We start from the raw sequence: 4419 nt of genomic DNA on the forward strand, positions 1-4419 counted from the left end.
GCCGACATCGCGGTGTCGTCGAGACCTGAGGCGTCCAGCACCACCCCCGCCGGGTTGCCACCGTCCGGGTGGGGCAGGGCCCGGCACCCGACCCAAGGCCCCTCATGAACCCCACAGACACCGAGGACCAGGAGCTGCTCAAAGCGATCGACCACGCCGACACCCCGCACGACAAGCTAGCGCTGCTGCAGAACTCCAGCTCGTCCCCTCCGACCTGGCCTCGGCCATCGCCGACGCCCTCGTCGCACTCGACCCCGCCACCTACTCCCCCACCCCGCGCCGACCACCCCTGGAACTTCCATGGCCGACCCCGAACTCCACCGCATCCGCGACGCGTCGATCACCGTGGTCGACGCCTCCCCCGAGGACAACGCCCCCAGCGACGTCTACGAGATCCAGGTCCACGGCGTCAGCGTCCTCATCCGCCGCAGCGCCCAGTAGGGCCCCGCCACTGACGTCCCCGACGTCCACATCGAGGACCAGAACGAAGGGCCCGGTCTGCTACTCGTCGAGGTGAACAACGGCGGCGAGCACGAGCACCCCCGCCCCTCGGCCGACGGAGCTGCGGCATGAGCCCCGACCACGCCCACGCCACCGCCCGCCAGCTGATCGATCCCGACGCCGACTACACCGTCCACATCCGCACCGACACCGGCTGGACACAGCCCACCGACCCCGACCACTGGGAAATCCCCGGCCTGGACGTCCTGCTGGCTGCCCGCAGGGTCCTCTGTACCCGGCCCGCTGGCCACATGGAAAGAGCCAGCCCCGACACCCTGGACATCCACACCGGCGACGGTCGGCTCTGGCTGCGCTTCACTACAGCATCACCGAGTACGGGCCAGGTCCCCGGCGAGCCAGACCCCGGCGACGTCTTCGGCCGCCCAGAGGGTGTCCTTCTGGCCCACCTCACCAAGCCCACTGGGGCCGTGCAGGCACCTGACCCCTCCGCGTGCGGCTGAGCCGTTCAGAGCGCCGAGGTGTTCCGGCTGTAGACGTTCAGGTGCCCTACTGCCACCGGCCAGAGCCCGGTCGCTGCCAGACATAGTGTTGCTGCCGTATGGCTCCCCCCAGTGTCCACTGCACGCGCCACACAGCCACTGCCTCCTCGGGCTCTCTACCTCCTTGAATTCTCCATAGGAATGTTCTCAAGCAGTGTCATCGAATAGCCCCGTTACGACGGGTTTTCGATATCGACCGGAGACGGTTGGTCGTCGAGAATTGCCTCATGCAGCTTGTTTGGGACGGAGTTTCAACATCAGGTCCCTTTGGACTCCGCGATACTGGTACGCCGACAATGCACCTAGTGATTGACGTACCACACAAGTGAGCACTCGCCTCGGCTCTGGTTCATTGAAAGATTCGTCCCGGGCGGCATGGACCTTCTGCCTGTCCCGCGCACTTACCACTGGCGATTTGCTTTCCCCTAACAACACATAGGCTGGCACTGCTCCTACACTTCGTACTCACCGCCTATTGCCGACACAGACTCATTCCCTCTCCACAGCTCACGCACTGACTGCTAGGGATTTACTAGTCAACCCGTCCCTGTAGGCATGCTAGTAGGTATGCCTGTAGGTACGTAGGGATCTCTGTAGGGATCTCTGTAGGGATGCTCGCACCTCTGTAGGTTTCGATTGATGTAGCCAGGTCAGTCGCCTCTCCACCTCACACGCTTCTCCGGCGACAGCCACTGCACCTACATCGACTGTTGTCCACTATCAACCCGCTCACCTGCGAGTACGTCGCTTCCTGCGCGTCGATCTGCCCGTTCCACGCTTCGAGTGCATCCTGCTCGGACTTTCCGCCCCTTGTCAGGTCTGCCCTTGTCACTCTGCCCGTACGCGCACCACGTCCCTTCGCACTATCCAGATGCATGACCTCTTGTCGCCGTCCGCGCACCCCCCTGCCTGCGCGGCAGTCCCTCAAGCTCCGCGGCCTTGGTACTGGCGTCGACTCGGCACACCGCAAGACCCGCGACACGCCCCGCGCTATGCCACAACACCAACACTCGTCGCATCTTCCTGTTATGGTCGCCCGTGTCGCGTCGTGACACGGACTGCAGACATCCAGTGCACGAAGCACGCCCCCAATGTCCGTAATAGCCAGCAGAGCGCACTCATGATGCAGCAAATGACAAGTACCGTCACTCAGATACACCTGAAGCGCGTGACACGACGCGACAGTCACCCCGCCGTCTCCCGCAGCCACCCTCTCTCCCAACTCCGGAGGCCCTCGCGATGACCACAACCCTTCCGAGCGACATCGAAGTCGCCGACGAGGCATCGCTCCCGGCGCCGGTGGTGCTTGCCATCGCCACTCAGAAGGGCGGCGTGGGCAAGACCACCACTACGGTGAATTTGGGCGCACGCCTCTCCATGGCCGGCTACAACGTCCTAATTGTTGATCTTGAGCCCCAGGCGCAAGCTGGAACCGCGCTCGGCATCACGCTCGGCGGCCATGAGGATGAGGCTGCGAACGAAGCGGAGCTCCAGCGGTCCCTCGGCTACATCCTGCAGATGGCTCTCCAGAAGTTCCCGCGTCCGCATCTCAAGCAGGCGATGTTCGACCGCACCGACGAGGTACTGGGAGACTTCGAAGGTCACGGTCAGCTCTGCGTCCTTGCCTCGGAAGAGGCATCCATGTCAGCGGCGCAGAACGCCTTCGTGACGAAGCCCTACAAGGAGATCGTCACCCTTCGGCACCTCTTGCTCCAGGAGGCACGGGGCTTCCACTTTGTCCTCATCGACACACCGCCGGCCGTATCCCACCTCAACGCAGTGGCGCTGGCGGCCGCTGACTTCGTGGTAACCGTCTGCATCCCGGAGTACCAGTCCATCAAGGGCGCCCTGGTTCTGAGCGCAGCCACGCAGGCGATCGCAACGAACACCCAGGGGGTCTGCGAGCCGCAGCTTCTCGGCGCTCTACTCAATCGCTCCAACCCGGAGTCTGCGTGGACGGCTCAAGACGTGGATATCCGGAACGCGATGATTGGTGACGGCATCAACGCCGAGCCAGGACGGGGCCTCTTTCCGTTCGTTACAGATGTGCGACGCGACGTCCGCATCTCGGAGTCCTACATCCACGGCCGGCCCGCCGTAACGCGGTTCCCGAATCACTCGTGTGGCAAGCAGTACACGGGCGTCGTGGAGGAGATCCTGGACCGCATCCAACTGCCGCGCCAGAAGTGGACCATCGCCGATCCGGTCCTTGTCGAGGAGAACGTCGATGCCTGAGGAAGAGACCTCCGGAGCGGAGCGCAAGCAGCCCAAGAAGAGGACGGCGAAGAAGGTCGCGGGGCTCAGGCCTCGTCCAGACTTGCTCAGCAATCCCGCCCTGTCGGGTGCGGCAAGCGTGGCGGCCCGCTCAGTCCTGGGCCAGGGTGCCGGAGTTCAGCCAGTTCAGTCTGTCCAGGTTCCGGCCTCAGCCGCACAAGACGCCATTGCCGTACCTTCCCCCAGCACACCTTTTGACTCGCAGGGCGCGGCTGAGGCGGTTGCGCCGGACACGACGCAGACGCCAGTCGAGGACCAGGCGTTGAGCGAGGGAGCGGAAACCGGCTCCGTCACGCCTCTGTCGGTCTCCGCCACGGATGTGCACCCCAGCCAACCGGCACGACCGGATCTCGGTGATCTTTCATCTCCAGACACTGCTAGCTCTGGAGCAACACACGGAAAGACCCCGCATGCCTACCAAGGCCTCCCCGACGACGGGGAGGCCCCTGACCAGCACCTCGTTGCTCATGACGACGAGCAGCCGGGACCGGGGGAGGAGGCGACCACAGCCGAGACGTCCGAGGCTGAGCCAAGAGCGGGGGGAGCACCTTCATCAGGGTCCCGGCGAAAACGCTCTGTCTCCACCCGCCAGGGCTCCAAGGTAGGGCCCGCACACACGGCACTGCTCAACTCATGGCGTAGCAGCAGGGTGGACCTCAAGCTCCGTCGGGACGCCTGGCAGACGCATCCGTTCCGCTTCGCGGCGGACTTGGTGACACAGCTAAGCAAGCGGGTGGCGCAAGATTGTTCGTCTTCCGGCAAGTCGCTGACGGCTGCGCAGTATGTCGACGCTGCAATGAGCCAGTATCTGCCGGCGACCATAGAGGAGCAGTTGGCGCTCGCCGAGGAGTTCCTTCTCTCTCGTGAGACGGACGTGGGCACGGGGAAGCAGGCCAGCCATCGGGTCAGCCCTGAGGTCTATGCCGTCGCAGCGCCCCTTGCCAATGATCTCCGGGAAGCAGGGCACGCGCGCATCGCCGTTCACGTCTACTCAGGGGCCCTTGACAGCTTCCTCCGCGATCTCGAATCAGAAGGGCCGCTCGGGAAGTAGGGCAGAGGCACCCCATCGGATCCGCGGAGGCGCCGACCACAGCGATGTGGTCGGCGGCGCCGCCAATTATGAGGGGCCGCCCAGAGGAGGGAG

General features: G+C 64.5%; 4 protein-coding genes. All 4 read left to right on the forward strand.

Going from position 1 to position 4419, the window contains the following annotated elements:
- Window positions 1–300 precede the first annotated feature (300 nt).
- The 4 genes from ABZ078_RS44080 (at window position 301) to ABZ078_RS44095 (ending at window position 4326) form a co-directional block, all read left to right on the forward strand.
- Window positions 301–441, forward strand: coding sequence for a hypothetical protein (locus tag ABZ078_RS44080; protein WP_356584291.1), 141 nt, complete (start codon window positions 301–303; stop codon window positions 439–441).
- 128 nt (window positions 442–569) lie between these two features.
- Entirely contained in the window at window positions 570–962 is a 393-nt protein-coding gene (locus ABZ078_RS44085) for a hypothetical protein (RefSeq protein ID WP_356584293.1), read from the forward strand.
- A 1278-nt stretch (window positions 963–2240) separates the two neighbouring features.
- Window positions 2241–3236 carry a ParA family protein gene (locus ABZ078_RS44090; RefSeq protein ID WP_356584295.1) on the forward strand — a complete coding sequence of 332 codons (996 nt, stop codon included), beginning with the start codon at window positions 2241–2243 and terminating at the stop codon, window positions 3234–3236.
- 688 nt (window positions 3237–3924) lie between these two features.
- Window positions 3925–4326, forward strand: coding sequence for a hypothetical protein (locus ABZ078_RS44095; protein WP_053760155.1), 402 nt, complete (start codon window positions 3925–3927; stop codon window positions 4324–4326).
- Window positions 4327–4419: the final 93 nt, after the last annotated feature.

Origin of the sequence: Streptomyces sp. NPDC006385, assembly GCF_040612485.1 — a bacterium.
Taxonomy (GTDB): Bacteria; Actinomycetota; Actinomycetes; order Streptomycetales; family Streptomycetaceae; genus Streptomyces.

Bases quoted from the DNA above. Each gene is read 5' to 3' on its own strand.
- ABZ078_RS44080 (WP_356584291.1), top strand. From the start codon at position 301: ATGGCCGACCCCGAACTCCACCGCATCCGCGACGCGTCGATCACCGTG.
- ABZ078_RS44085 (WP_356584293.1), top strand. From the start codon at position 570: ATGAGCCCCGACCACGCCCACGCCACCGCCCGCCAGCTGATCGATCCC.
- ABZ078_RS44090 (WP_356584295.1), top strand. From the start codon at position 2,241: ATGACCACAACCCTTCCGAGCGACATCGAAGTCGCCGACGAGGCATCG.